The organism is Micromonospora kangleipakensis (genome assembly GCF_004217615.1).
Classification (GTDB): domain Bacteria; phylum Actinomycetota; class Actinomycetes; order Mycobacteriales; family Micromonosporaceae; genus Micromonospora; species Micromonospora kangleipakensis.
Window position 1 is genome coordinate 540,014 of record NZ_SHLD01000001.1, and the last position, 25,064, is coordinate 565,077.

Annotated in this window: 25 protein-coding genes, 2 tRNA genes, 1 other RNA gene and 1 pseudogene; 14 read left to right on the plus strand and 15 right to left on the minus strand. The window is 71.5% G+C overall.

The window, feature by feature from the left end:
• Nucleotides 1–7: 7 nt before the first annotated feature.
• Nucleotides 8–1,528 (minus strand): MFS transporter, encoded by a 1,521-nt coding sequence (locus EV384_RS02680; protein ID WP_130329807.1) that lies wholly within the window; start codon nucleotides 1,526–1,528, stop codon nucleotides 8–10.
• A gap of 108 nt (nucleotides 1,529–1,636) precedes the next feature.
• Between EV384_RS02680 and EV384_RS02685 the strand changes: the two genes are divergently transcribed.
• Both EV384_RS02685 and EV384_RS02690 read left to right on the plus strand, forming a co-directional pair.
• The gene (locus tag EV384_RS02685; protein WP_130329809.1) at nucleotides 1,637–2,293 is read left to right on the plus strand and encodes an HNH endonuclease family protein; all 657 of its coding nucleotides are present in this window, start codon (nucleotides 1,637–1,639) and stop codon (nucleotides 2,291–2,293) included.
• Nucleotides 2,275–2,763 carry a hypothetical protein gene (locus tag EV384_RS02690; protein ID WP_130329811.1) on the plus strand — a complete coding sequence of 163 codons (489 nt, stop codon included), beginning with the start codon at nucleotides 2,275–2,277 and terminating at the stop codon, nucleotides 2,761–2,763. Before EV384_RS02685 ends, EV384_RS02690 begins: the two co-directional genes overlap by 19 nt.
• A gap of 57 nt (nucleotides 2,764–2,820) precedes the next feature.
• On the opposite strand, the gene EV384_RS02695 is transcribed toward EV384_RS02690, so the two are convergent.
• The 9 genes from EV384_RS02695 to ffs form a co-directional block, all read right to left on the minus strand.
• Nucleotides 2,821–3,954 carry an ABC transporter ATP-binding protein gene (locus tag EV384_RS02695; protein ID WP_130329813.1) on the minus strand — a complete coding sequence of 378 codons (1,134 nt, stop codon included), beginning with the start codon at nucleotides 3,952–3,954 and terminating at the stop codon, nucleotides 2,821–2,823.
• Complete coding sequence (locus tag EV384_RS02700; protein WP_130329815.1) at nucleotides 3,915–4,901, minus strand: ABC transporter ATP-binding protein; 987 nt, start codon at nucleotides 4,899–4,901, stop codon at nucleotides 3,915–3,917. The genes EV384_RS02695 and EV384_RS02700 overlap by 40 nt, the downstream gene beginning before the upstream one ends.
• Nucleotides 4,902–5,013: 112 nt before the next feature.
• On the minus strand, nucleotides 5,014–5,970 hold the full coding sequence (locus EV384_RS02705) for an ABC transporter permease (RefSeq protein ID WP_165440140.1): 957 nt from the start codon (nucleotides 5,968–5,970) through the stop codon (nucleotides 5,014–5,016).
• Nucleotides 5,971–6,050: 80 nt separating this feature from the next.
• A complete protein-coding gene (locus EV384_RS02710; RefSeq protein ID WP_130329819.1) occupies nucleotides 6,051–7,058 on the minus strand; it encodes an ABC transporter permease in 1,008 nt (335 codons plus the stop codon).
• Between the two features lie 101 nt (nucleotides 7,059–7,159).
• Entirely contained in the window at nucleotides 7,160–8,830 is a 1,671-nt protein-coding gene (locus tag EV384_RS02715; RefSeq protein WP_130329821.1) for an ABC transporter substrate-binding protein, read from the minus strand.
• Between the two features lie 331 nt (nucleotides 8,831–9,161).
• The gene (recR, locus tag EV384_RS02720; RefSeq protein ID WP_130329823.1) at nucleotides 9,162–9,755 is read right to left on the minus strand and encodes a recombination mediator RecR; all 594 of its coding nucleotides are present in this window, start codon (nucleotides 9,753–9,755) and stop codon (nucleotides 9,162–9,164) included.
• 8 nt (nucleotides 9,756–9,763) lie between these two features.
• Nucleotides 9,764–10,072, minus strand: a complete 309-nt coding sequence (locus EV384_RS02725) for a YbaB/EbfC family nucleoid-associated protein (protein ID WP_231929814.1) — start codon at nucleotides 10,070–10,072, stop codon at nucleotides 9,764–9,766.
• 114 nt (nucleotides 10,073–10,186) lie between these two features.
• Nucleotides 10,187–12,850 carry a DNA polymerase III subunit gamma and tau gene (locus EV384_RS02730; protein ID WP_130329825.1) on the minus strand — a complete coding sequence of 888 codons (2,664 nt, stop codon included), beginning with the start codon at nucleotides 12,848–12,850 and terminating at the stop codon, nucleotides 10,187–10,189.
• A 107-nt stretch (nucleotides 12,851–12,957) separates the two neighbouring features.
• Nucleotides 12,958–13,047: signal recognition particle sRNA small type (gene ffs, locus EV384_RS02735), an RNA gene on the minus strand.
• Nucleotides 13,048–13,128: 81 nt separating this feature from the next.
• On the opposite strand from ffs, the gene EV384_RS02740 reads away from it, so the two are divergent.
• From EV384_RS02740 to EV384_RS02775, 8 genes and pseudogenes are all read left to right on the plus strand, one after another.
• A tRNA-Ser gene (locus EV384_RS02740) sits at nucleotides 13,129–13,213 on the plus strand.
• 379 nt (nucleotides 13,214–13,592) lie between these two features.
• A complete protein-coding gene (locus EV384_RS02745) occupies nucleotides 13,593–14,207 on the plus strand; it encodes a hypothetical protein (protein WP_130329827.1) in 615 nt (204 codons plus the stop codon).
• A 32-nt stretch (nucleotides 14,208–14,239) separates the two neighbouring features.
• Nucleotides 14,240–14,734, plus strand: a complete 495-nt coding sequence (locus EV384_RS02750; protein ID WP_423202942.1) for a hypothetical protein — start codon at nucleotides 14,240–14,242, stop codon at nucleotides 14,732–14,734.
• 237 nt (nucleotides 14,735–14,971) lie between these two features.
• Nucleotides 14,972–15,400, plus strand: a complete 429-nt coding sequence (locus tag EV384_RS02755) for an SRPBCC family protein (RefSeq protein WP_130329831.1) — start codon at nucleotides 14,972–14,974, stop codon at nucleotides 15,398–15,400.
• Between the two features lie 707 nt (nucleotides 15,401–16,107).
• On the plus strand, nucleotides 16,108–16,887 hold the full coding sequence (locus EV384_RS02760; protein ID WP_130329833.1) for a maleylpyruvate isomerase family mycothiol-dependent enzyme: 780 nt from the start codon (nucleotides 16,108–16,110) through the stop codon (nucleotides 16,885–16,887).
• A 232-nt stretch (nucleotides 16,888–17,119) separates the two neighbouring features.
• A complete protein-coding gene (locus EV384_RS02765) occupies nucleotides 17,120–18,319 on the plus strand; it encodes a low temperature requirement protein A (RefSeq protein WP_165439857.1) in 1,200 nt (399 codons plus the stop codon).
• 362 nt (nucleotides 18,320–18,681) lie between these two features.
• Nucleotides 18,682–19,551, plus strand: a complete 870-nt coding sequence (locus tag EV384_RS02770; RefSeq protein WP_130329837.1) for an aldo/keto reductase family oxidoreductase — start codon at nucleotides 18,682–18,684, stop codon at nucleotides 19,549–19,551.
• A 21-nt stretch (nucleotides 19,552–19,572) separates the two neighbouring features.
• Nucleotides 19,573–19,965 (plus strand): annotated as a pseudogene (locus EV384_RS02775) (hypothetical protein); the annotation flags it as partial.
• 86 nt (nucleotides 19,966–20,051) lie between these two features.
• Here EV384_RS02775 and EV384_RS02780 read toward each other — a convergent pair.
• Nucleotides 20,052–20,138, minus strand: a tRNA-Ser gene (locus tag EV384_RS02780).
• Nucleotides 20,139–20,213: 75 nt separating this feature from the next.
• Between EV384_RS02780 and deoD the strand changes: the two genes are divergently transcribed.
• The 3 genes from deoD (at nucleotide 20,214) to EV384_RS02795 (ending at nucleotide 22,129) form a co-directional block, all read left to right on the plus strand.
• Entirely contained in the window at nucleotides 20,214–20,921 is a 708-nt protein-coding gene (gene deoD, locus EV384_RS02785; RefSeq protein WP_130329839.1) for a purine-nucleoside phosphorylase, read from the plus strand.
• Between the two features lie 108 nt (nucleotides 20,922–21,029).
• Nucleotides 21,030–21,665, plus strand: a complete 636-nt coding sequence (locus EV384_RS02790) for a TetR/AcrR family transcriptional regulator (protein WP_130329841.1) — start codon at nucleotides 21,030–21,032, stop codon at nucleotides 21,663–21,665.
• A complete protein-coding gene (locus EV384_RS02795) occupies nucleotides 21,665–22,129 on the plus strand; it encodes an acyl-CoA thioesterase (RefSeq protein ID WP_130329843.1) in 465 nt (154 codons plus the stop codon). Before EV384_RS02790 ends, EV384_RS02795 begins: the two co-directional genes overlap by 1 nt.
• Before the next feature lie 12 nt (nucleotides 22,130–22,141).
• Here EV384_RS02795 and EV384_RS02800 read toward each other — a convergent pair whose 3' ends face one another.
• From EV384_RS02800 to EV384_RS02810, 4 genes are all read right to left on the minus strand, one after another.
• Nucleotides 22,142–22,657, minus strand: coding sequence for a nucleoside deaminase (locus EV384_RS02800; protein WP_207232548.1), 516 nt, complete (start codon nucleotides 22,655–22,657; stop codon nucleotides 22,142–22,144).
• Nucleotides 22,658–22,835: 178 nt separating this feature from the next.
• Nucleotides 22,836–23,366, minus strand: coding sequence for a tRNA adenosine deaminase-associated protein (locus EV384_RS02805; protein ID WP_130329847.1), 531 nt, complete (start codon nucleotides 23,364–23,366; stop codon nucleotides 22,836–22,838).
• 121 nt (nucleotides 23,367–23,487) lie between these two features.
• Nucleotides 23,488–23,655 (minus strand): hypothetical protein, encoded by a 168-nt coding sequence (locus EV384_RS34625; protein WP_165439858.1) that lies wholly within the window; start codon nucleotides 23,653–23,655, stop codon nucleotides 23,488–23,490.
• A gap of 73 nt (nucleotides 23,656–23,728) precedes the next feature.
• Nucleotides 23,729–24,121 carry a hypothetical protein gene (locus EV384_RS02810; protein WP_242623913.1) on the minus strand — a complete coding sequence of 131 codons (393 nt, stop codon included), beginning with the start codon at nucleotides 24,119–24,121 and terminating at the stop codon, nucleotides 23,729–23,731.
• 127 nt (nucleotides 24,122–24,248) lie between these two features.
• Between EV384_RS02810 and EV384_RS02815 the strand changes: the two genes are divergently transcribed.
• A complete protein-coding gene (locus EV384_RS02815; RefSeq protein ID WP_130329849.1) occupies nucleotides 24,249–25,004 on the plus strand; it encodes a M23 family metallopeptidase in 756 nt (251 codons plus the stop codon).
• The last annotated feature ends 60 nt before the right edge of the window (nucleotides 25,005–25,064 follow it).

Here is a 25,064-nt window from a genome sequence, read left to right on the forward strand (position 1 = left end):
CCACACCCTACCGAGTGGACGCCCGCCCGTCAGGCCCGCGACGGCGGCGGTCGTCGGGTGGGGTCGAGGCGGGCAGCGACGGGCACGGCTGGGCGCCGGGCGCCTCCCGGGGCGGCCGGTGGATCAGCAGCGCGGCCATCGCCGCGCCGGCCAGCAGCAGCCCGGCGCACCAGAGCAGCGCCCCGCGGAAGGCGTCGGTCAGCGCCGGCTTCTGCTCGTAGCCGGTGCCGGAGAGGCCGACCAGCAGCGGCAGCGCGGCCACCGCCAGCAGGCTGCCGGCCCGGGACGCCGCGTTGTTGAACCCGCTCGCCACCCCGGCGTACCGGTCCGCCACGGCGGCCAGCACGGAGGCGGTCAGCGGCGCCACGACCAGGGTCAGGCCCGCTCCGAAGAGGACCACCCCGGGCAGCACGTCCGTCAGGTACGACGCGCCCGGGCCGACCCGGCGCAGCAGCAGCAGGCCGACGGCGGCGACCACCGGGCCGACGGTCAGCGGCAGCCGGGGACCGATCCGGGCGGAGAGCGCGCCCGCCCGCGACGAGCCGACCGCCAGCAGCACCGTCATCGGCACGGTGGCCAGGCCGGTGAGCAGCGCCGACCAGCCGACCACGTTCTGCAGGTAGACGGCGAGGAAGAAGGTAAAGCCGCCGAGGGCCGCGTACACCACCACGGTGAAGATGTTGAGCACCGAGAAGAGCCGGCTGCTGAAGAGACCGGTGGGGAGCATCGCCGTGTCCCCGCGCCGCCGCTCCACCAGCACGAAGACCACCGCGGCGACCACCCCGACCAGCACCGAGACCAGCACCGGCAGGGAGCCGACGCCGCGGGCCGGGGCGTCGATCAGGGCGTACGTGACGCCGCCGAGGCCGAGCGCGCCGAGCAGCGTGCCCGCCACGTCGAACCGGCGCCGCCCCGCGCCGGTACGCGAGACGTTCTCGTCCCGGCTCTCCGGCACCCAGCGCAGCGCGGCGAGCACCACACCCACGGCCAGCGGCACGTTGATGAAGAAGATCCACCGCCAGGAGAGCGTGTCGATCAGCCAGCCGCCGAGGAGCGGACCGAGTGCGGTGGAGACCCCGGAGAGCCCGGCCCACATGCCGATCGCCTTGCCCCGGTCGTCCGGGTGGAAGCTGGCCTGGAGCACGGAGAGCGACCCCGGGGTGAGCAGCGCCCCGCCGGCGCCCTGGAGGAACCGGGCCGCGATCAGCCAGCCGGTGCCCTGGGACAGTCCGCAGAGCACGGAGGCCACGGCGAACCACACCACCCCGAGCAGGAAGACGCGGCGGCGGCCGAACCGGTCGCCGAGCGCCCCGCCGAGCAGCACGAACGCGGCCAGCATCAGCAGGTACCCGTTCACCGTCCACTGCAGACCGGCGACGGTCGCACCGAGCTCGGCGCCGAGACGGGGCAGTGCCACGTTCACCACCGTGCTGTCGAGGAACACCATGCCGGAGGCGAGGACGGCGGCGAGCAGCGTGCCCCGCCCGGCGGCGGTGCCCGTCCGGAGCGCGGGAGCGGGTGCGGTCATGGCTACCAATCTGCCCGCGATCCGATCCGGACGCCACGAATCACAGAAACCGGCCCGGGGGTACTGTGCGGGATCGCCGGGAGCCCGCAAGCTGGAGAGGTGTCGTCTGTGCGTACCAGATCAGGAGCTCGTGCCGCGGTGGCGGCGGCGCTCGCCGCGGCGATCGCCCTCGGCGCGGCCGGTTGCGTGCCGGTTGACGAGCCGGAGGCGGCGCCGAGCAGCGCCGGCAACGTCTCCCAACAGCTCGGTGAGCTGACCGTCGCGAGTGCCGGGTCGATGAAGGGCTACAGCCGCGCCCGGTTCCCGCACTGGCGGGACACCGGGAAGAACTGCGACGTCCGCGACACCGTCCTCCAGCGCGACGGGGAGAGCATCAAGCTCTCCGGCTGCAACGTGGTGGGCGGGCACTGGGAGAGCGCCTACGACGGCCGGGTCTTCACCGACCCGTCGGACGTGGACATCGACCATGTGGTGCCGCTGGCCAACGCGTGGCGCTCGGGCGCGGACGAGTGGGACGACTCGAAGCGCGGCGACTTCGCCAACGATCTGACCCGGCCACAGCTCATCGCGGTTTCCCTGACCTCCAACCGGGCAAAGGGTGACCAGGACCCGTCCCGGTGGAAGCCGGCGAACCGGTCGTACTGGTGCCAGTACGCCGCCGACTGGGTAACGGTCAAGCACTACTGGCGGCTGACGGTGACCAGCGCCGAAAAGACCGCCCTGACGGACATGTTGGAGGGCTGCACATGGGCGAACAAGCCGTGACCGGGGCCGGGGCGACGCCCGCCCCGAAGCAGATGCCGGACGCCGGTGGCGAGGACGCCGCGGCGGCCACCGGCGGCGGCGCCGGACCGACCACCGCCGGACCGACCACCGCCGGGATGACCGTGGACGGCGCCCCGGCGGCGTCCGCGGACGTCTCCGGGGCGGGCATGTCCGCCGACGCCGTCCCGGCGACTCCCGCCGGTGGCGCACCGGCCGTCGGGCCGCAGCAGCGGACCACCGACATCACCGCCGGACCGGGCGGGGTGATGACCGACGAGGCCGGCGTGGTGACCGGGGAGCTGACCCTGCGCACCGAGTACGCCGACGGCCAGGTGACCCTGCGGGTGCAGTACAAGGACGCCGACGAGTGGTACGCGGTGACCGGCGGGAAGACCGCGCTGGCCGACCCGGCCGGCCTGGACGCGGTGCACGCCGTCGCCGTCGCCCTGCTCGACCGCCCCGAGGGCTGACCGGGACACGACGAGGCCCCCTTCCCCCGGCTCGGGGAAGGGGGCCTCGTGCCGTTGTCACGGGGTGGGGATCAGCTCACCGGTATCGCCCGGCGCCGCGCCCTCGTCCGGACGGACCAGCTCCGGCTCGACCTCGTGCGGGCGGATTCGGCCGGCCGCGATGTCCTCGGCGAAGTGGCAGGCCACCCGGTGCCCGGTGACCACCTCGCGCAGCGCCGGCCGCTCGTCGGCGCAGCGGGTCGGCTGCGCCCACGGGCAGCGGGTGTGGAACCGGCACCCGGCCGGCGGGTTGGTCGGCGAGGGCAGGTCGCCGGCGAGCAGGATCCGCTCCCGGCGGTCCTCCACCAGCGGATCCGGCACCGGCACCGCCGACATGAGCGCCCGGGTGTACGGGTGCATCGGCTCCCGGTAGAGGTCGTCGCTGGACGCCTCCTCCACCAGTCCACCCAGGTACATCACGCCCACCGTGTCGGCGATGTGCCGGACCACTGCCAGGTCGTGGGCGATGATCAGGTACGTCAGGCCGCGCTCGTTCTGCAGGTCCTCGAGCAGGTTGAGCACCTGCGCCTGAATCGACACGTCCAGCGCCGAGACCGGCTCGTCGGCGACGATGAGCTCCGGGTTGAGCACCAGCGCCCGGGCGATCCCGATCCGCTGCCGCTGGCCGCCGGAGAACTCGTGCGGGTACTTGTGCAGCGCCGAGGCGGGCAGCCCGACGGCGTCCAGCGTCTCCCGCAGCCGGCGGCTGGTCTCCGCCCTGTCGTCGGCGAGCCCGTGCGCCTTGAGCCCCTCCACCAGCAGCGACTCCACCGACTGGCGGGGGTCGAGGCTGGACAGCGGATCCTGGAAGATCATCTGCATCCGTCGCCGGGCCCGGCGCAGCGTCTCGCCCTTGAGCGAGCGGATGTCGGTGCCGTCGAAGACGATCTCCCCGTCGGTCGGCTCGACCAGCCGCAGCAGGCCCCGACCGAGCGTCGACTTGCCGCAGCCCGACTCGCCGACCAACCCGTACGTCTCACCCGCGTTGATCGACAGCGAGACGCCGTCGACCGCGTAGACGTACCCCACGGTGCGGTCGACGAGCAGACCGCTCTTGATCGGGAAGTGGACCTTGACGTCGCGCAGTTCGACCAATGGTTCCGTACGCTCAGTCACGGGACCGTCACCTCCACCGGAACGGGGTTGTTGCATCGCAGGTCGCCGCCGGTCGCGGTCGGCTCCAGCGGGGGCGCGCCCTCCAGACAGGCGTCCACCACGTGGTCGCAGCGGGGCGCGAAGGCGCACCCCTCGGTCCATGGGATGTTGTCGGCCACCGAGCCCCGGATGGCGTGCAGCCGCTCACCGCGCACCGAGTCCAGCCTCGGCACGGAGTTCAGCAGACCGTGCGTGTACGGATGCCTGGGCCGGGCGAACAGCTCGTGCCGGGCCGCCCGCTCCACCACCTTGCCGCCGTAGAGCACGTTGACGGTGTCGCAGAGGCCGGCCACCACACCGAGGTCGTGCGTGATCATGATGAGCGCGGTGCCGGTCTCGTCGACGAGCTGCTTGAGCAGGGTGAGGATCTGCGCCTGGATGGTCACGTCCAACGCGGTGGTCGGCTCGTCGGCGATCAGCAGCCGCGGCTTGCAGGCCAGCGCGATGGCGATCAGCGCGCGCTGGCGCATCCCGCCGGAGATCTGGTGCGGGTACTCCTTGAGCCGGCGTTCCGGGTCCGGGATGCCGACCGCGTCAAGCAGCTGCCGGGCCTCCCGCAGGGCCTTCCTCCGGTCCATCCCCTGGTGCCGTTCGAGCACCTCGGCGACCTGCACCCCGATCGGGATCACCGGGTTCAGCGAGGAGAGCGGGTCCTGAAAGATCATGCCGATGTCCCGGCCGCGCCGGTCCCGCATGTCGTCCGGGCGCAGCTTGAGCAGGTTGGCGCCCTCGAAGAGCACCTCACCGGTGACCTTGTTGCCCCGCTTCGGCAGCAGGCCCATGATCGCCAGGCTGGTCACGCTCTTACCGCAGCCGGACTCGCCGACCAGACCGACGGTCTGCCCCGGCTCCACGCTGAAGCTCACCTTGTCGACCGCGGTGAACGGCCGCTCACCGCGGCGCTGGAACACCACGCTCAGATCGCGTACGTCGAGCAGGCTCATCGGGTCACTTCCTCATCACGCTGGTCCTTCGCTCGCGACAGCGGGCCTCGCAGGCTCACTCCTCGCGCTCCCTGCCGGCGTCCGCCGGCCGTGCTGGTCCGTCGCATCGCCGTCACCGCCGGTTCTTCGGGTCGATCGCCTCGCGCATCGCCTCACCGAGCAGGGTGAAGCCGAGCGCGACCACGATGATCGCGAGCGCCGGGTAGTAGGCAAGTTCGGGACGGACCTCGAAATAGCGCTGACCGTCCACACCGAGCATCAGACCCCACTCGGCGCGGTTGATGTCCGGGTCGCCGAGCCCGAGGAAGGAGAGCGAGGCGGCCTCCAGGATGGCGGTGGACAGGGTCAACGTGGCCTGCACGATCACCGCGGTCATCGCGTTGGGCAGCATGTGCCGGAGCACGATGTTGCGTTGCTTCACGCCCAGCGCCCGGGCGGCCAGCACGTGGTCGCTCTCCCGCTGGGCCAGCATCGAACCACGCAGCAGCCGGGCGAAGATCGGCACGTTGACGATGGCCACCGCGAAGATGACCGTCCACTGGCTGGACCGGCTGGCCATGGCCACCAGGCTGATCGCCAGCAGCAGGGCGGGCAGGGCCAGCATCACGTCGGTGAAGCGCATCAGGATGTTGTCGACCCAGCCGCCGAAGGCGCCGGAGATCGCCCCGATGAGCACGCCGAGGCTCAGCCCGATCAGGGTGGCGACCACGCCGACGAAGAGGGTCTGCCGGGCGCCGTAGATCATGCGGGAGAAGAAGTCCCGCCCGAGTGGGTCGGATCCGAGCGGGAACTCGCTGCTGGCACCGGGAATGTTGTCGACGGTCAGGTTCTTCGTGAGCTCGTCGAAGCGCTGCGCCGGGTCGTGTGGCGCGAGCAGCGGCGCGAAGATCGCCATCAGGACGAAGAGCGCGACGATCGACGCGCCGACGATGGCAACCGGGTTGCGCCGCAACCGACGGATCGCGTCCCGGACGAGGCTCACGCCGCCCTTGTCGGCGCTCGCGCGGGCCAGTTCGTCCAGTCGCGCCTTCTTGCGCTCGCCGAGCAGCCCGATGCCGCGCTCGCTCATGCCCGGACGGCGCTCGTCGGTGCCGGGCTGGTCCGCGCCGTCGCGGGGGGCGGCCACGCCGGGCCGGGTGATCGGGTCACTCATCGCACACGCACCCTCGGATCGATGAAGGCGTAGGAGAGGTCGACCAGGAGGTTGACCACCACGAAGACCAGCGCGGCCAGCAGGATCAGCGCCTGGAGCACCGGATAGTCGCGGCCGCCGCTGATCGAGTCCGTGATCAGCGTGCCGAGGCCGCCCCAGTTGTAGACCTTCTCGGTGAGCACCGCGCCGGAGAGCAGCGCGCCGGTCTGCAGGCCGATGGTGGTGACCACCGGCAGCAGGGCGTTGCGCAGGATGTGCCGGCCCCGGATGACGCGGTGCCGCAGGCCCTTGGCCTCGGCGGTGCGGACGTAGTCCTCGTTGAGCACGTCCAGCACGCTGGCCCGGGTGATCCGGACGATCACCGCCAGCGGAATGGTGGCCAGGGTGAACGCCGGCAGGATGAGGTGCCAGAGCGCGTCGGCGGTGGCGTCGAACTCCCGGGTGAGCAGCCCGTCGAGGACGAAGAAGCCGGTGACCTCGGTGTTGTCCACGCCGGTACTGAGCCGCCCGGAGGGCGGGAACCAGTGGATGTTCTGGGTGAAGACGTCCTTGAGCAGGTAGCCCAGGAAGAAGATCGGGATCGAGATGCCGAGCAGGGTGCCCGCGATGCTCAGATTGTCCAGCAGCCGACCGCGGTGCCGGGCAGCGAGGTAGCCGAGCGGCACGCCGAGCCCGACCGCAATGATCATGGCAACCAGGGCCAGCTCGATGGTGGCCGGAAAGGCGCGACCGATCACCTCGGCGACGGGGTCACCGGTCCGGATCGAGTTGCCGAAGTCGCCGGTCAGGACCCGCTGCATGAACTTGCCGTACTGCACCAGGATCGGCTGGTCGTAGCCGAGCGCCTTGGTCAGCAGCGCGCGCCGCTCGGGGGTGGCCCGCTCACCGAGCAGCGCCTCGATCGGGCCGCCGGGCAGGTTCCGCAACCAGATGAAGATGAGCGCGGACAGCGCTATCAGGGTCACCGCGAGCTGTAGCAGGCGGCGGACTATGACTCGCAACATCTCTCACACCAGATTCTCGATATCAGCGGTTCGGCCCGGGCCGGGGCGTATGCCCGGCCCGGGCCGATCCCGCGTACGGCGTCAGCGGTTCAGCGGCGTGATCAGCCGACGCTGACGGTGTTGAACCGCTCGTCGGTCAGCGGGCTGGCGACCAGACCCTTGACGTCCTTGGTGACGACGATGGCCGGCGGGGCGTGCCAGATCGGCACGGCCGGCAGCCACTTGGCGGCGATGTCGCGGTTGACCTGCTCCCAGGCGGCCTTCTTGCCGGCCTCGTCGACGGTGCCGTCGGCCTTGGTGATGGCGTCGAACATCTCGGTCATCGCCTGGTCGCCGAACTCGACCTTGCCGCGACCGAAGAAGGTGCCGACGAAGTTGCCCGGGTCGTTGTAGTCACCCGTCCAGCCGAGGATGTGCAGGTCCTGCTTGCCGAACTGCTGCACGTCGTCCTTGTAGCCACCGTTCCACGGGCGGGCCACACCGTTGACCTTGATGCCGACGGCCTGCAGGTCGTTGGCGAGGACGGTGAAGATCTCCTGCGGGTTCGGCATGTACGGCCGGGAGACGTCAGTCGGGTAGTAGAAGTTGAGCGTCAGGTTCTGCACGCCCGCGTCCTTGAGCAGCTGCTTGGCCTTCTCCGGGTTGTAGTCGTACTTCTGCACGTCGGAGGCGTAGCCGAGCACGGTGTCCGGCATGAACTCGTCGGCGACCTTGGTGCCACCCGGGCCCTTGGTCTGGACGAGCTGCTGACGGTTGAGGGCGTAGGCGATCGCCTGCCGCACCCGCAGGTCCTTCAGCTTCGGGTTCTTCTGGTTGAAGCCCAGGTAGAGGATGTTGAACGCCGGACGGTCGAGGACCTGGAAGCCCTCGCCGGAGAGGGCCTTGCGGTCGGCCGGGGCCGGGAAGTCGATGCCCTGGACGGTGCCGGCGCGCAGCTCCTGCTTACGGGTGTTCTCATCCTTGATGACCTTGATGACGAGCTTGTCGACCTTGGCCTTGTCGCCCCAGTAGTCGGGGTTCCGGTTCAGGGTGATCTCACCCTTGGCCTTGTCCCACCCGCCGAAGGAGAACGGGCCGGTGCCGACCGGGTGCTCGTTGGCGAACGCGCTGTACTCGAAGGAGTCGCCGTTCTGCTTCACCGCGTCGGCGTCGTACTTCTTCAGCGCCTCGGGGCTGGCGATCGACAGCGCGGTCAGCGCGAAGGCACCGGGGAAGGCGCCCTTGTACTGGTTCATCGTGACGACGGCGGTGCCGTCGTCCTTGGCCTCGCACTTGTTGTAGACCGGCTGGCCGACGCCCTCGGCCTCGTTCTTGGCGAAGCCGCCGAAGACGTCCGAGTAGTAGATCATCTGGGACTGGGCGGCGGCGCCCTTCATGTTGAACCAGCGGTCGAAGTTGAAGCAGACCGCGGCCGCGTTGAAGGGGGTGCCGTCGTGGAACTTCACGCCCTTGCGGAGCTTGAAGGTCCAGACCTTGCCGTCGGCGTCGTGCTCCCAGCTCTCCGCCAGGGCGCCCTGCAGATCGGCCGTGCCCGGCTTGTTCTGGATCAGGGTGTCGTACATCTGGCGGATCGGCCGGAACGACTCACCGTCGTCGTTGAAGATCGGGTCGAAGTTCTTCGGGTCACCGGCCCCCGCGAAGACGAAGGTGCCACCAGTCTTGGCGCCACCGCCCGCATCGTCGCGCTCGCTCTTGGCGCAGCCGGACGCCCCGACCGCCAGAGCGGCAGCGGCCGCGAGGGCCACGGCCGCTTTAAGCCTGCCTGCCTGCATCTCTCACCTCTGTCATGCGCATGACCACGCCGAGTTGTGGCTCAGTCCGTGTGCCGGAGGCTATGACACGACACACGGAAGCGGAACGCCCGTTAGGCAATCGCTATCAAGCCGACACCAAGTAGTCGGGTCTGACACTGCCCGATCTCCAGGCAAACGGGCCTGTCACAGCACGAGGCGGAGCCTGGGATCAGGCAGATCGCAACAAATCGCCCGACTGTCGGGCCGGGAACCGTGCGCGTGGCGCTCGGCACTCGTCCCACATTCCGGGTATGCGGATAGAGCTGGCCGGCACCCGAAGAGGTGCCGGCCAGTGTGCCCGTGGCGTCGGTCAGACGGCCCGGCGGCCCTCGAACGCCCGACCCAGGGTGATCTCGTCGGCGTACTCCAGGTCACCGCCGACCGGCAGTCCGCTGGCCAGCCGGGTCACCGAGATCCCCATCGGCTTGACCATCAGGGCCAGGTACGTCGCGGTCGCCTCGCCCTCGGTGTTCGGGTCGGTGGCGAGGATCAGCTCGCGCACCGCGCCGCCGCTCAGCCGGGTCATCAGCTCGCGGATCCGCAGGTTGTCCGGGCCGATCCCCTCCAGCGGATTGATCGCCCCGCCGAGCACGTGGTACCGGCCACGGAACTCACCGGTCCGCTCGATCGCCACCACGTCCTTCGGCTCCTCGACCACGCAGAGCACCTCGTCGGTGCGCCGCGCGTCGCGGCAGATCCGACACTGCTCCGACTCGGCCACGTTGAAGCAGGTGGTGCAGAAGCGCACCAGCTCCTTGACCTTGCGCAGCGCGCCGGCCAGCCGGTTCACGTCGGCCGGATCCGCCGACAGGACGTGGAAGGCGATCCGCTGGGCGCTCTTCGGGCCCACGCCCGGCAGCCGCCCCAGCTCGTCGATCAGGTCCTGGATGGCACCCTCGTACATCTGCCGGCTCAGAACCCGGGCAGGCCGAGGCCGCCCATGCCGCCCGCGACCGGGCCCATCTTCTGCTCGGTCAGCTCCCGGGCCGCCTCGGCGGCGTTGTGCACGGCCGCGACGACCAGGTCCTCCAGGGTCTCCACGTCCTCCGGGTCGACCGCCTTCGGGTCGATCTTGATGGACTTCAGCTCGCCGGTGCCGGCGACGGTCGCGGTGACCAGGCCACCGCCCGCGGTGCCGGTCAGCTCCGCGTCGGCCAGCTCAGCCTGAGCCTTGGCGATCTGCTGCTGCATCTTCTGCGCCTGCTTCAGCATCTGCTGCATGTTCGGCTGTCCACCTGGGCGCACGGATGGCTCCTTCTCGCACTCGTCTGCTCGGCCGCCGCCCAGCCTAGTCGGGCGGCGGCACACGTCCTCGTCCTCAGCGCCGACGCGCGCTCAGCGCGCGTCCACCTCATCGATCTTCTCCGCCCCGAACGCCTCCCGGAGCAGCTGCACCGCCTGCTCCTCGCTGGACTGCCGGGCGGTCCGCTCGTCGATCACCTCGTCCAGCGGCTCGTCGCCCGGGTCGAAGCCCTCGTACGTCGGGGTCGCCGGCGCCGCCGCGGCCGGGCGTCCGCCGCCGCGGACCGGTCCGTCGTAGTCCGGGTCGTACGGCGGCTCGCCCGCCCAGTCGGCGTCCGCGGTCTTCCGCGCCGGCTGGACGGCCCGGGCTCCCCTCGCGGCGCCGGCACCGGCCGCCGCCGCCCGGGCTGCCGCGATCGCGCTGCTCACGGGGGCCTTGCTGGCCGGCTGGGGACCGGCCGGCTTCGGTACGGCCGGCGCCGTGGGGGCACTGCCCCCGGCCGTCGCCGTCGGGGCGGCCGGCGTGCTGGCCGTCGCCGGTGCGGCCGCCGTCGCGCCGCCGGGCCGGGCCGGCTCCGGCCAGTCGTCCGAACCGGCGGCGGGGCCACCGGGCCGGGCCGGCTCGGGCCAGTCCGCTTCCCCGCCCGCGGCGCCGCCGGGACGGGCCGGCTCCGGCCACTCCTCCTCGACGGTCGCCGTGGGCGCACCGGCGGCCGGACCGCTCGACTCCGCGCGGACCGGACCACCGACCTGCCCACCCGGGGTCGCCGCGGGCCCGGACGGGCCACCGGAGGTGGCGCGGTGCCCGGACGGGCCGGACGGGTCACCGCCGGAGCTGGAACCGGGCCCGGGTGGACCGGCGGAGACCGGAGCTGGCCCGGCCGAAGCGGTGGAGACCGGACCGGCCGCGGCCGGACCGGCGGGCGACGTGGGGGCGGCGGGCGGCGGGGACGCCGGGCGGGCCGGGGCGGCGGCCCGCGACGAGCCGCCGAGCGACACTCCGCCCCGCTCGCCGGCCACCTCGCAGCGGATCTGCCAGCGACCGCCCAGCTCCTCGTAGAGCGCGTCGGTGAGCACCGGGGCGTGGTCGGACATCATCTTGGCCAGCACCGTCGACTTCACGGTCAGCACCAGCGTGTCGCCGTCCAACTCCCGAACGACCGCGTCGCGCATCAGCGCCGCGATGCGCTTGTTGGTCCGGTTGACCTTGCCGACCACCTCCGGCCAGACCCGGCGGACCGCGACCGCGTCGAGGGCGCCGGACGGGGCGGCGCCGGGGCGGGGCGGCTCGGGGGTGGCCGGGTCGGGCAGCACCGCCCGCCGGGGCGCGGCCGGGGCCTCCGCCGGCACGCCGTTCCCGGCCGCCGGATCAGCGCCGGCCGCCGCTCCAGCCGTCGGCGTGGGGCGGGAAGCCGGAGCGCCGGCGCCGGGCCGGCTCGCAGCGGAGGCCTGCTCGTCGGCGCGGGTGCCCGGTGCGGCGGAACCGGCGCCGGACTCCGGGCGGGACGCGGCGGTGGGGGCGGGCTCGGGGCGTACCGGAGAAGCGGGGGCGACCGGCGCGGGGCCGGCGGCGGCCGAGGGCAGCTCGCCGCCGCCCAGGGTGAGCCGGCGCTCCATCCGCTCCAGGCGCTGGAGCAGCCCGCCGGTGGAGTCGTCCGCGCCGGGCAACAGCATCCGGGCGCAGATCAGCTCCAGCAGCAGCCGGGGCGCGGTGGTGCCACGCATGTCCACCAGCCCGTTGTGCACGATGTCCGCGCAGCGGGACAGGGTGCCCGGGCCGAGCCGCTGGGCCTGGGCGGTCATCCGCTCGATCTGGTCCGACGGGCCGTCGATCAGCCCCTTGGCGGCGGCGTCCGGCACCTGCTGGAGCACGATCAGGTCGCGCAGCCGTTCGAGGAGGTCGGCGGCGAACCGGCGCGGGTCGTGCCCGGCCTCGGCCACCCGGTCGACGGTGGCGTACGCGGCCGCGCCGTCCCCGGCGGCGAGCGCGTCGCACATCTCGTCGATCAGCGCCGAGTCGGTGACGCCGAGCAGCGCGGCGGCCCGGGCGTAGCTGACCCCCTCCGGGCCGGCGCCGGCGATGAGCTGGTCGAGCACGGAGAGACTGTCCCGGGCGCTGCCGCCGCCGGCGCGCACCACCAGCGGGAAGACCGCCGGATCCACCGTGACGCCCTCGGCGTCGCAGAGCTGCTCCAGGTACGGCCGGAGCACCTTCGGCGGGATCAGCCGGAACGGGTAGTGGTGGGTCCGCGACTTGATCGTGCCGAGGACCTTCTCCGGCTCGGTCGTGGCGAAGATGAACTTGACGTACTCCGGGGGCTCCTCGACCAGCTTGAGCAGGGCGTTGAAGCCGGCCGACGAGACCATGTGCGCCTCGTCGATGACGTAGATCTTGAACCGGCTGCTGGCCGGCGCGAAGAACGCCTTCTCGCGCAGCTCCCGGGCGTCGTCGACGCCGCCGTGGCTGGCCGCGTCGATCTCGATGACGTCAATCGAGCCGGCGCCGTCGGTGGCCAGCGAGCGGCAGGACCCGCACTGGCCGCACGGCTCCGGGGTGGGGCCCTGCTCACAGTTGAGCGAGCGGGCCAGGATCCGGGCGCTGGAGGTCTTGCCGCAGCCGCGCGGGCCCGAGAAGAGGTAGGCGTGGTTGAGCCGCCCACTGCGCAGCGCCTGGGACAGCGGCTCGGTGACGTGCTCCTGGCCGATGACCTCGGCGAAGGTGCGCGGCCGGTACTTGCGGTAAAGGGCCAGTGCCACCCGTACCGCCTCCTCTCGACCGAGCCATTCTGCGCCGGTCAGGCGCGGGTGACCACCCACCACCCCGTGACCTGACCCGCAGGGACGTTACCGGCACCCGGAGACAGAAAGGCCTCCCGTGCACCCGGCAGAGCTCGCTTATCCTTGCTGCCTTCCGGCCCTGGGGAGGTTCACGAGGTACCGCCGCACGGGAGGTGCCCCAAGCGTACCCGACCCGGCGTGGATCTTCAGGGGGTGGTGGGGTGGCCCACCCCTGACGGACCTGTATCCTGGCTCGCGGAGGATTCGCCTAGAGGCCTAGGGCGCACGCTTGGAAAGCGTGTTGGGTTAACACCCTCACGAGTTCGAATCTCGTATCCTCCGCTCACTCGCACGTAGGGCCGGCCCCGCACGGGACCGGCCCTTCGTCGTACCCGCCGGTGTACATCCACTCGGCATCAGGGACGCGGGCGACGACCGATGCCACGACGGCGACCGCGGCCAAGGTACGTCGAACCTCGCGGAAGCTCCCTCCGGTGATCGACGGGGTCGATCGACGCCACGGAGGCATGAATGGGACCGGTAACCGGATTCCCATCCACCACGCGAAGCACCCGGTCGTCCAGAAGCCGGCCCGCCGGGGCCGGCCCCTTTCCGGGTACGGAGGGGATTGCGATGATCGACGGTACGGCGTCCGGAGCAGCACCGGCGGATCCGTCGTACACATGTTCCATCCACAGCCTGTGGACGGCGGAAGGATCGGATGAGTTACCAGCTCAGCGCGGTCGTGGCCGACGTCGAGCTGCTCCGCGAGCAGACCGCCGGCCTGGACCACGCGGTGCTCGCCGCGCTCCGGCAGGACTTCGCGCTGCTCCCGGTCACCCCGCAGCTGGTCGAGGAGCTGACCGGCGCGCTGCCGGACTTCGCCACCGGGGAGCCGTCCGCGACGCGGCCGTTCCAGCTCGTCCTCTCGCCCGCGCTGGCGGAGCTGCTGGCCCGCTGGTCGCGGCAGGGGCCGGTGGCCTACCTGGAGGCCGAGTTCGCCGGCGGACTGGGCCACCAGTCGTCGGTCGTGTGGCTGGGCGGCGAGGTGAGCTGGGGGCCGCACTTCGACGGCACGCTCGACCGGCCGCGGGCCGAGTGGCCGATCAACGCGGCGCTCGCCCGGCTCGGCGTCGAGCCAGGCCCGTGGATCGATCCGTTCGCCGAGCTCGGCCTGCACCTGGAGGGCGACACCACCGGCTGGCTGGCGCACGGCCGGCGCGGCCTCACCGCCGACTACTGGGACGAGCTGGCCGAGGAGTGGGAACTCCGGCAATCGGGCCGGCACCAGCAACCTGATCGCCCCGGTCCCGTTGGGGACTGGGGGATTCCATGAAACTGCGACAATTCATCTTCATTGCCACGTTGATGGTGGCCGCCTCGATCGCGGGCAGCGGCGTCCGTCCACAGGGGCCGGACGTGCCGGCCCGGCCGGTCGGCGACGCCGAGGTGGTCGACCTCGACGGGCTGCGCGACATCGAGTTCGGCGCCACCGAGGCGGAACTGACCCGGCGCGGGGTGCTGCGCTCGGACGAGGACGCCTGCGGCCCCACCCTGGCCGGGCACGGAACGGTCAGCCCGGTCTTCTTCGACGACCGGCTGGTGCTGCTCTGGCTGGACGACCCGATGAGCACGCCCGAGGGCATCACCGTCGGCACCCCGGTGAGCGAGGTACGGGCCAGCTATCCGTCGGCGATCCCGCTGCGGGCGCCGCGGGGCACGTACCGGTTCGACGGGCTGCTCGCCCGCAGCGACGACCGCGCGTACCTCTTCCTGCACGACGGGACGACCGTCCGAAAGATCATCGCCGGGTACGCCGACTGGGCACGCCGCCTCTTCGACGAGGGCTACGGCCCCTGCTGACCGGCCCGGCTCCCTGGGTGGTTCGCAGGCCCGGTAGAACGACGAAGCGCCCGGGATGTCCCGGGCGCTTCGGTCGTTGGCGGTGGCGGCGGGATTTGAACCCGCGGAGGGCGTAAACCCTCACACGCTCGGTGTTGAAGGGCAAGCCGGGTGCCTCGCCCGGCAGCACAGCGTTGGCGCGGGTCCGGCAGTGCGCGACTAGAGTTCCAAACGATCGCCGCCGACCGAGGAGCCCGCATGGCCGCCGTAATCGCCAGTATCGAGATCAACGCGCCCGTCGAGAAGGTCTTCGCCTACGCGATCGACCCGGCGAATCTGTCGGCCTGGCAGGAGAACGTCGTATCGGCGTCCCAGGAGGGTGAGCTCGCCGTCGGCGGCAAGGTGATCACCGTCCGTCGCGTGGGTAAGCGCGAGCAGCCCATGACTATGGAGTTCACCAGTTACGACGCCCCGCACAGCTGGTCGATGAGGGGGGTCGATGGCCCGGTCCGGCCGCTCGTTGACACGCGAGTCGAGCCGACGGCGGTCGGCTCGCGAGTGACTGTCGAGCTCGACTTCGAGGGTCGCGGGATCGGCAAGCTCCTGGTGCCCCTCCTCGTCAAGCCCGAGACCCGCAAGGGCCTGCCTCGAAACCTCGCGCTGCTCAAGAAGAACCTCGAGGCGTGAGCCCTCGTGTCGCTAACCACCATTCAGCGTTGACTCTCAGGCAATCCCCACGACCTTCAGTCGTCCTGAATCCTTGGATCGTCGGCGAGGCGGTTACTCACGGCTTCCTGCGCAGGTCGAGAGCTGCGGCTGGCTGGGTCGGGGTTCCAGCACGATCCGGGGCCTGACGAGATGCTGCCTGACATCTCGCTTACAAGGCGCTTCCGACATGAATCATGGCGTCCGCAGAGTTCCGTACCGTCCGCGTGGGGTCTCGCGTACCTACGGGGGAGCCCGTCCTTGGTCATCGCGGTTGATGTCAGCCATTGATGTCAACGGCCATGGTGGCGACGTGGCGGCAGTAGCAGCGCGTTCCTCGGTGGACCGGTCGACGGATGAATGATGGCGGTCGAAGCCAGTGCGGATGGCAGCCGCCGGCGGCCGTGCGGCTCCTACAGACAGGGGCTCATGGTGGCGCGGTCGACGTCCCGGCACCCACCGACGTCTACATCCGCGCCGACAGGTTCGATGGTCTGGAGGTCCACCAGTACCGGGCCTGATGGCAGAGACCCGAACGATTGACCAGTGACGGCCCCTGACCAGCAGAAACACGGACGAGTTCGCGGGGTGGTCCCCTTGCTGGCCGCGCGGCTCATTGACCTCGTCCGGAAGCGCCAGGCCGTCGCCGCGGCGTTGCGGGACGGTCCCCGCGATGCCACACTTCCGCGGTGAACCCCGTGGACACGGTCGCCGCCGCCTACGGCGAGAGCCTGCAGCAGCTGCTCACGCTCGGAGAGCAACTTGACGGGCCGGCGTGGGCGGCGCGCACCCAGTGCCCGCTGTGGTCGGTCGCCGACGTCTACGCCCACATCACCGGACCGGAGGCGTGGCTGGCCGGCGGGGCCGAGGACTACGTCGTGCCCACGCAGGAGTGGATCGACTCCCACGTGCGCGAGCGTCGGGGCCGGCCGCCGACCGCGCTGCTGGCCGAGCTGCGCGACCTGCTGCCGGTGCGCCTGCGTCAGCTCGCCGGCGCCGCGCAGCAACCGACGGTGTTCATCCCGCGGCTGCACGCCGTGGGCCCGCACGAGTTGGGACTACGGTTCCGGGTCTTCGACCTGTGGACGCACGAGCAAGACGTCCGCGAAGCGGTGGGCCGCCCCGGCAACCTCGGCACCGACTCGGCCCGCATCACCCAGGAGCTACTGATCCTGTCGCTGCCCAGGAGCGTGGCCAAGCTCGCCGGAGCACCGCCCGGATCCACCGTGCGCATCACCGCGCATGGCGAGCTGCCCGCCGACGTGTGCGTGCAGGTGGGCGCCGACGGCCGGGGTTCCCTGCTGCCGGCCGGTTCGGCGGCCGACCCGGACGTCCACCTGACGTTGTCGTGGGCATCATTCGCCCGCCTTGGCGCCGGCCGTGGCGCGGTCTCCGACCACGAGGTGTCGGTGTCCGGCGACGGCGGGCTCGCGCAGCGGGTGCTCGAAGCCCTGAACGTGGCGCCCTGAGAGGCATCCGCGTCAGTCGTATGGGCGGGCGGAGCCGACCCGATCGAGATGATCGCACGGGTGCCTACGCATCACGGTCGGCAGCGCGCGTTTGATGTCTGGGTGCACAAGGCGATGAAGGCTGGACAGTGCCGGCTAGACGATCTTGAGGGAGAGCTCGGGACTTGGCCATCTAAGCGATGAGGACGGATACGCTAATACCGACCCAAGATCGGTAGGAGCGGGCGGGCCGGTGACGACGAGTGGAACAAACGGACTGCTTCGCAAGCTCGAGGACGTCGCGCGAGCGTCGTTCCTGGAGCTGTTCTTCGATGTGGTGTTCGTCTTCGCGCTCCGCGCGCTCGCCCAGCAGCTGTTCAATAATCTGACCTGGTCCGGCGCGTTCCGGACCCTGGTGCTGCTGCTGGCCATCGGATGGGTGTGGTCCCTCACCGCGCGGGTGACCGGACAGTTGAACCCGCGGCGGCCGTCGGTACAACTGCTGGTCCTCGCCACCATGGTGGGTGCCCTGGTGCTCTCCGCGGCGGTCCCCGAAGCGTTCGGCAAGACCGGCCTGATCTTCGCGGTCACCTACCTTGCCATCCAGATCGGCCGCGATCTGTTCCTCGTGGTCCTGTTGCGGGGCCAGGAGCTGCAACATGTTGCTGGGCGGGCGACGATCTGGCATGCCGCCACCGGGGTGCCCTGGCTTATCGGGGCGGTCGCCTCGGGCACGGTACGTACGGCGCTGTGGACGCTCGCGGTTGTCCTCATCTACGTCGCACGGTGGTTCAGCTACCCCCTGCCAGGACTCAGGCGCCTGGCCGGTGGGGACTTGCCGCCCGGCGGCGAGTACCTGGCCGACCGCAACCGGGCACTGTTCGTCATCGCCCTCGGCGAGGTGATCCTGGCCATCGGATCGAGCCTCACCGGTCGCGGCTTTTCCACCGACCAGACCGTGGCGTTCGTGATGACATTCGCCGTCACGGCATTGATCTGGCGGATCTACATTTTCCGCGCCGGAGAAGACATGGGGCCGGCCATCCAGGCTTCAGCCAACCCCGACCGGCTCAGCAAATTGGTGTCCTACGCCCACCTGGTCATGATCGCCGGCCTCGTCGTCACCTCGGTCGGCAACGAACTGGTCATCGACGACCCGTTCGGCCATCCACGCGCGACCGCGACCGTCACCATCCTCGGCGGTACCGCGCTGTTCCTCGCCGGTCGGACCCTCCTGGGGTACCTGGTATTCGGCCGCGTTTATAGAAGTTGTGTTATTGGGTTACTCGCGCTCGCCTGCCTCCTGCCGCCGATGCTGCTCCTGGGACCGCTCGTCAACGCCCTCGCTAGCGCCACAGTCCTCACCGGCATCGTCATCACTGACAACATTCGTGTACGACGACACCCCGCACCGATCTCCCCACCAGGCCCCCACCGCCCCAGCGAGACGTGACCAGCACCGGCGAGCGCCACTCTCTCCGTCAACATCACGATCGGCGGGAGTGTCGCGCATCATGTGGAACCAATCTGTCACTCATCAAGCGGAGTACGACACGGCCGGCAGCCGGCTGTCGGGTCTCAGGACCTGCGTGACAGATCGGTATCAGGACCTGGGTGACACTCCCACCCCACGATCGCTGTGGGCAGCGGCGATCGTGGTCTGCCTGTCCGTGCCGCTCCCAGGATCGGCCGGGTCGCTGCCTGTTTCGCGCCGCTGGCGGAGTGTGCAGCCATCCCGTGCTGACGTGGCCGCAGTTTGGCGGCCGCTTCGGCGGGAAGCCCAGGGAACTTGCGACAACAGGGAGAGGAATCGTCGTGACATCGACCAGAGTTCCCGGCGGGACGTTCACCATGGCCGAGGATCTGACGGTCACTCGCATGGGATATGGCGCCATGCAGTTGGCAGGGCCACACGTATTCGGCCCACCGGCCGACCCCGACGCTGCCGTGTCCGTACTGCGCGAGGTCGTGCGCCTGGGCATCAACCACATCGACACCGCCGACTTCTACGGGCCTGTCGTCGTCAACGAGCTGATCAGGGAGGCCCTACATCCCTACCCGGACGATCTGCGCATCGTGACGAAGGTCGGATCGCTGCGAGACGCCGAGGGGAACTGGCTGCCGGCGCTCGCTCCCGAGCAGCTGCGCCAGGCCGTGCACGACAACCTGGATCACCTCGGACTAGACGCACTCGACATCGTCAACCTGCGCGTCGGCGGGTTCGACAGGCCCACTCCCGGCCCAATCTCCGCACCGTTCACTGTGCTCGCGCAGCTGCAGCAGGAGAGATTGATTAAGCATCTCGGTCTCAGCACGGTCAACGCCGAGCAGATCGCCGAAGCACAGTCCATCGCGCCGATCGTGTGCGTGCAGAACTTCTACAACATCGCAAACCGGGACGACGACGACCTGGTTGACTCCCTCGCCGCACAGGGCATCGCCTACGTGCCCTACTTCCCGCTCGGCGGCTTCTCCCCACTCCAGTCCGAGGAACTGAGCGCAGTCGCCACCCGCCTCGGCACCACACCGATGGCCGTCGCGCTGGCGTGGCTGCTACAGCGCTCCCCGAACATCCTGCTCATCCCCGGCACCTCATCCGTTACGCACCTGCGCCAGAACGTCTCCGCTGCTGCGCTGAACCTCCCCGAGGACGCGCTAACCGAGCTGAACCGGATCGCCTCCTGAGAGCCAGCGCCACGAAACCCCGCCGGGACGCTGACCGTCCGGCGCGGCCGGCAGCGGCCGAGATGGGAGCACGGGTGCCGCTCGCCGTGCGGGCGGAAGCACGGCGGGCACTGCCCCGACCGCCGCCAGGTGCGAGCCGACACCGCCGAGACCAGGTCGTGGGCTGGCCGGCGCAGCATCGGGCTACCCGACGAGTTGGTGGCGCTGCTCCGCAAGCACCGCGACGAGCAGGACCAGGAGCGCGCCACCGCCGCCCAACTCTGGGAAGGCAGCGACTGGCTGTTCGCCACGCCGACCGGTGGCCCCGTCAACCCGCGCACGGACTTGACCGCCCAGGTCCGTCGGGACATCGCCCAGCGCGTCGGCGGGCTGCTCGGGGACAGCCCGGCAGAGGACCCGAAAAGGGGCCCTTGAGCGCGAACTGAGACCAAAACCGAGACCACAAGCGGAAGACCCGGCCGGTCCTCACGGACCGACCGGGCGTTCTCGCATCTCACGAGCGGTGGCGGCGGGATTTGAACCCGCGGAGGGCTTGCACCCTCACACGCTTTCGAGGCGTGCTCCTTAGGCCACTCGGACACGCCACCGCCGAGTAGGGTACAGGACCGCGGGTGTGGACGCCGAACCGGTATCCCGGTGGCGGGCCTGGCAGGATCTTTGCCATGAGTACGCACATCGGCGCTGAGCCGGGAGAGATCGCCGAGCGGGTCCTGATGCCGGGTGACCCGCTGCGGGCCAAGTGGATCGCGGAGACCTACCTCGAGGGCGCCCGCTGCTACTCGACGGTCCGCGGCATGCTGGGCTTCACCGGCCGCTGGAACGGCGTCGAGGTTTCCGTCCAGGGCTCCGGCATGGGCATGCCCTCCGCCTCCATCTACGCCCACGAGTTGATCAACGAGTACGGGGTGAAGACCCTGATCCGGGTCGGCTCCTGCGGTGCCCTCAGCGAGGACCTCGCGCTGCGGGACGTGGTCGCCGCCATCGGCTCGTCCACCGACTCGAACATGAACCGGATGCGCTTCGACGGGCTGATCGACTACGCCCCGGTGGCCGACTTCGGGCTGCTGCGCACCTCGGTCGAGGTGGCCGAGCGGCGCGGCATCACCATGCACGTCGGGCCGATCCTGGCGGCGGACGCCTTCTACACCGACCGGCCGGACCTCTACGACGCCCTCGCCGACTACGGCGTGCTGGCCGTCGAGATGGAGTCCGCGGCGCTCTACACGATCGCCGCCCGGTTCAAGGCGCGGGCGCTGACCATCCTGACCGTCAGCGACCACATCAAGACCGGCGAGAAGACCACCTCCGCCGAGCGCGAGCAGACCTTCAGCCAGATGGTCGAGATCGCCCTCGACACCGCCATCGCCTGACCCTTCCGCAGCCTCGCCGCCCCGCCACCCTCGGTGGCGGGGCGGCCGCATCTCGGCACCCCGAAAATAAATACGACCGATCGTGCTTTTTCTTGGTACGCTGCCCGCATGACCCTCGACGGCCGCGTGGCCCGCGGCGACCGCACCCGCACCGCCGTGCTGGACGCCGCCGTGGCCCTGGCCACCGAGGCCGGCCTCGACGGGCTCTCCCTCGGGCAGCTCGCCGACAAGCTCGGGGTCAGCAAGTCCGGCCTCTTCGCGCACTGGCGCTCCAAGGAGGCCCTCCAGCTCGCCACCATCGACCGGGCGCTGGAGCAGTGGCAGGAGCGGATCGCCGCCCCGGCGCTGCGCGCACCCCGCGGCGTACGCCGGCTCTGGGCACTGCACACGGCCCGGATCGACTTCTACGCCGCACGGGTGCTCCCCGGCGGCTGCTTCTTCGCCACCACCGAGTTCGAGTACAACGCCCGCCCCGGCCCGGTCCGCGACCGACTGGCCGAGCTGTTCGACCGGTGGACCGCGTTCCTCGAACAACTCGTGGCCGAGGCGGTCGCCGCCCGCGAACTACCCGCCGACACCGACGTCCAGCAGCTCGCGTACGAGATCGAGGCGCTCGGGCTGACCGCGGCCATGCGGTCCCGGCTGCTGGACCCCGAGCCCGCCTACCGGCACGCCCGCCAGGGCGTGCTCGACCGCCTGCGGGCGTTGTGCCCCGACCCCAACCTGCTACCGGAAGGCCTGTGATGACCCACGACACCCTCGACCAGCCCGTCGTGCGGTTCGGTCACGTCGAGCACGTCCCGGTCCACTTCGACGACCTCGACGCCCTCGGCATCATGCACAACGCCCGGTACGCGGTGCTGCTGGAACGCGCGCTCACCCCGTACTGGGCCGACCGCGGGCACGCCTACCGCGGGCGGGACAGCTCCCCGGACCTGTGCCACGCGGTACGCGAGTTCACCATCCGGTTCCGCGCCCCGATCGCCGCCACCGGTCCGGTGGCCGTGCACTTCTGGCTGGAACACCTCGGCACCAGCAGCGCCGGGTACGCCTTCGAGTTCCGCTCGGTGGACGGCGCCATCCTGCACGCCGAAGGCACCCGGGCGATCGTCCGGCTCGACCCGGCGACGCTGCGCCCCGCCCCGTGGAGCGAGGCCGGCCGGGCGGTCGCCGAGACCCTGCTGCGTCCCGCCCCGGCGGCGGCCTGACCGCCGGCCGGATCAGCGGAAGAAGGCCCGAAGCACGGCGGCGTTCTCCGTCTCCAGCACCCCGCCGTACACCTCGGGGCGGTGGATGGCGCGGCGGTCGCGCAGCACGTCCCACAGCGAGCCGACCGCCCCGGTCTTGGGCTCCCAGGCGCCGAAGACGACGGTGGAGATCCGGGCCAGGGCGATCGCGCCCGCGCACATCGTGCAGGGTTCCAGCGTCACCACCAGGGTGCAGCCCTCCAGCCGCCAGCGTCCCAGCCGCTCGGCGGCCCGTCGCAGTGCCAGCACCTCGGCGTGCGCGGTCGGGTCCCCGGTCAGCTCGCGCTCGTTGCGGCCGACGGCCAGCTCGGCGCCGTCCGGGCCGTAGACCACCGCCCCGACCGGAATGTCCGCGACGAGGTCGGCCTCGGACGCCGCGGTGCCGGCCGACTCGGCGTCCGACGCCGCGGTGCCGGCCAGCTCGGCCTCGGGACCGGTCGGGCCGGCCTGGTCCGGGCCGGTGACCGCGACCTCCAGCGCGCGGCGCATCCAGAGCTCGTGCCGCTGCCGGCGGCCCACCTCACCCGGGTCGGCCAGCCCCTCGTCCGCGCCCGGGCCGGCCCGGCCCACCGCGCCCGGCGTCGGCTGCCCCGGCCGGAGCGTCTCCAGCGCCGGGTCGGTGGCGTCAGCCGGCTCCGCGTCGCCGTGCGGCACGAATCCGGACGGCTCAGACCTCACGCAGCTCCTCGACCTCGTCCGCGCAACCGAGCACCTGGCAGATCTCCGCGGTCACGTCGGCCGGCAGCATCCCCTCGTGGGCGCAGAGGGCGAGCAGCTTCTGCGCGGAGATGCCCTGGTCGGCGAGGATGTCCGCGTCGCCGACCGGGTCGGCCTCCGGGTCCACCGCGGGCTGCTCGGTGTCGTCGTCCCCGCCGGAGGCGGCCGGGCGCGGCTCGTCGCCGTCCTCGACCCCGGTGACCGAGGTCTTCAGGTCGCCGACCAGCAGGGCCCCCAGCCGGGACTCCTCCGCGTACGCCGAGTCGGAGCCGAAGACCCTCAGGTCCTCCCCCTCGTCCAGGCGCAGGATCACCAGGTACGCGTCGTCCGCCTCGACGAAGAGCAGGGACAGGTCGGCGTCCGGCTCGACGTCGCGCAGCCGGTCGGCGACCTCGTCGATGTCGGTGGCGCCCCGCAGGCTCACCTCTTCGGCGGTCCAGCCGCCCTCGACGCGTACCGCGGCAGCGGCGAAGTACGACACGGTCCCCCCCAAAGTTGGCCTCGGCAGCACGCCGACTCGTCTCGCGTGCACGTTAACCGGTCGGGTCGGCAGACGACCGGTCAACGCCCCGAAGGGCCGGTCAATCCAGGATAAAGTCGGATCAGCCGGCAATCCGCTTGCGGGTGGCGATGAGCTGGCGCAGCCGCTCGGTGCGGGCCCGCTGCGGCCGTTCGCGTTGGCGTACCGTGCGGGCACCGGCCAACTCGGCAAGGAGTTGCAGGCGACGGCGGCTCCGCTCGGGATCGAGCCGCGGGGTGGTCCAGGCCATACCGCCGAGGGTGAACCGTCACAGCGCGTACGTCAAGATGGTCTTCGCTGCGCAGCCGGGCGTGCACGGACGGTCACCAGAGCGGCCAGTCCCCGCCCTGCGCCCAGCGGACCGCGACGACCGCGGCGGCGATGCTCCACCCGCCGGCGGTGACGATCGCGACGCCCGTCGCGACCCCGCGGTCGCCGAACCGCACCAGCACCACGGCGGCCAGCCAGGCCAGCCCGCCGGCGATCACCGTCCACCAGGCGTAGCCCGCCACGTCCCGGCCGAGCAGGCCGAACAGGAGCAGCCAGGCCGCGGCCATGGCGCCGCCGGCCGCCACCCCGCCGCCGGTCACCGGGTACGGCTCCCGCCAGGTGGGCCGGGCCGGCGGCCCGGAGGGAAAGAGCCCCGAGGGGGTATGCGGCAGCGGGCGGCCGGCATCCGGACGCGGCTCGCCGGGTACGGCGTTCCACCCGTTCATCGCCCCTGCTCCCTTCACGGACCGTAGGGTGCCGTCCTCGGCGTACGGCGTGACGCAGCGCGACCGTACGACGAGGGCGGCGGTCGCAGCGTTCGTGCCTACGGTAGTGGTCTGCCAGGATGACCGGATGCGCTCGCGATCGATCGGACGCCGCCCGCGTTCGGCGTACCCGGTCCTGCTGCTGCTCGCGCCGGCGCTCGCCGCCGGCTGCGCGACCGGCACCCGTCCCACCGCGACGCCGACGAACGTGTGGGACAGGCCGAGCGCCGTCGCGACGGCCCAGCAGCCCGCCGCGCCCACCCCGACGCCGGCGCCCGGGCAGCCGTCGCCGTCGCCGACCCGCACCGACCTGCGGCACGTCTTCCCGGTACGCGCCGACAACGTCGCCTACCACCCGACGCACTCCGCGTACCCGGGGACGGACATCTTCGCCGACTGCGGGGAGCCGGTCGTCGCCGTCACCGACGGGCGGATCCTCGAGGTGAGCCGGGTGGACCGGTTCGACAAGCGGGGTCCGCTGGGGCCGTACAACGGGGGCCTCTCGATCTCGCTGCTCGGCGACGACGGGGTGCGCTACTACGGCTCGCACCTGAGCGCGATCTCCGCCGACGTCGCCGCCGGAGTACGCGTCCGCGCCGGTCAGCAGCTCGGTCGGGTGGGCCGCACCGGCAATGCCAACAACGTCTGCCACCTGCACTTCGGCATCTCGCCCGCGTGCCGCGGCCACGACGACTGGTGGATCCGGCGCGGCGTGATCTGGCCGGCCCGCTACCTGGACTCGTGGCGCAAGCGGGGCAACCGCGCGCCGGCCGCCGAGGTCGTGGCGTGGCAGCGGAAGCACGGCTGCCCGAAGGCGCCGACGACCACCGGCGGCGCCGGCTGATCCGGTCCACTCGCGACATCCGCCGTCGGACCTACGCGCCCGCGCGCGCGGGCGCGTAGG